Annotated in this window: 2 protein-coding genes; one reads left to right on the top strand and one right to left on the bottom strand. The window is 62.2% G+C overall.

Annotated elements, in window-relative coordinates; translation table 11 throughout:
• Entirely contained in the window at positions 1-519 is a 519-nt protein-coding gene (locus tag AC1D34_RS37515; protein WP_476827023.1) for an N-acetyltransferase family protein, read from the top strand.
• A 167-nt stretch (positions 520-686) separates the two neighbouring features.
• Here AC1D34_RS37515 and AC1D34_RS37510 read toward each other — a convergent pair.
• Positions 687-1,512: ABC transporter ATP-binding protein (locus tag AC1D34_RS37510; protein WP_476827022.1), on the bottom strand; the 826-nt coding region annotated here is incomplete at its 5' end.

Below are 1,512 nucleotides of genomic sequence, written 5' to 3'. Positions count from 1 at the left end.
ATGGATGAATCGAACCGGGTACTGACCACGCGAACGGGCTTCAGGTTTCATGTCCGGCCCGCGCGGCCCGATGATGAGGCGGGACTGGCGGAGTTCTTCAGGCATGTGACGCCTGAGGATTTGCGCTTCCGCTTTCTCAGCACGATCCGGGAGGTGAGCCATGATCGGCTCGTTGCGATGACGCAAATCGATCATCGCCAGACCGAGAGCTTCGTGGCGCTTGCGGACGACGGAAAATCGATCATCGCCACGGCTATGCTGGCTTGCGATGCCGCTCTCCAAAAGGGGGAGGTCGCGATCTCGATCCGCAGGGAGGACAAGCACCGCGGTGTCGGGTGGGAGCTGCTCGGCCATATCTGCAGATTTGCCGAGGCGAAGGGGGTCAAGGTCGTCGAGTCGCTCGAGAGCCGCCAAAACCGCGAAGCGATTGATATTGAACGGGAGCAAGGCTTTGAGATGGGCGACCATCCGGAGGATCCCAACCTTGTGATCTTGAGAAAGACCATTGGAAAGACCTGAAGACGATCTGCCCATGCTGCTGCCCCGTGGCCATCACGGCGGCCGGCCAGTGTCAGCAGGCAAAATCCCGCTCCGGCACTTCGCGTCTTGAAGGCCGAAGCGCAAGGTCGGGGCGGTGCTCCGCGGCGAACACGCTTGCCACCCGTGCACGGCGGCGCCTATGTCGTTCAGCGGGCGCCCAGCGCCATCGGCCCCTGGTGATCGCGGTCGAAGGATGCATTGGGTCCGATCGTCTCATCCGCAAAGATGGTCCTGCCGCGCTCGCCCGCGAAATAGTCCCTGAGCCATGGGTCATCGTGGGCCAGCAGATCCTGCAGCGTTCCGATCGCGATGACTTTGCCCCGTGCGATTGCCGCAATCCTGTCGCAGGTCGCATGAAGGCTGCTCAGGTCGTGCGTGATCATCATCACCGTCAGGTTCAAGCTGGCCTTCAGGGCCAGCAGCAATTGATCGAAGGCATCAGCGGCGATGGGATCGAGGCCCGAAGTCGGCTCGTCGAGAAACAGGATCTCGGGGTCGAGGGCGAGAGCGCGCGCCAGAGCTGCCCGCTTGGTCATGCCGCCTGATAGCTGCGCCGGATGCTTCTTCGCTGCATCGCGTGGCAGGCCCACCATCTCGAGCTTCAGCATGGTCATCTCGTCGGCAAGACCTGGCGAGAGATGCAGGGTTTCCCGCATCGGCAGCTGGATATTGTCTGCGATCGTCAATGATGAGAACAGGGCGCCCTGCTGGAACATGACGCCGCAGCGTTGTTGCRGCATGCGACGTTCGCCCTCCGAAAGGGCATCGACATCCCTCCCGAAAATCTCGATGACCCCCTCCTTCTTGGGGAGGAGCCCAAGAATGGTGCGGGCCAGGACCGATTTGCCTGACCCGGAGGCGCCGATCACTCCGAGAATCTCGCCGCTCATGATCTCGAGATCGAGATGGTTCAGCACGATCTTGCTGTCGAAGGCGACCACGACCCCGCGGGCGCTGATGATCGCGTCCGCC

The organism is Allobosea sp. P1_A7 (genome assembly GCF_056406775.1).
The sequence above is the reverse complement of the archived record's forward strand: the minus strand, read 5'-3'. Positions and strand labels throughout refer to the sequence as shown.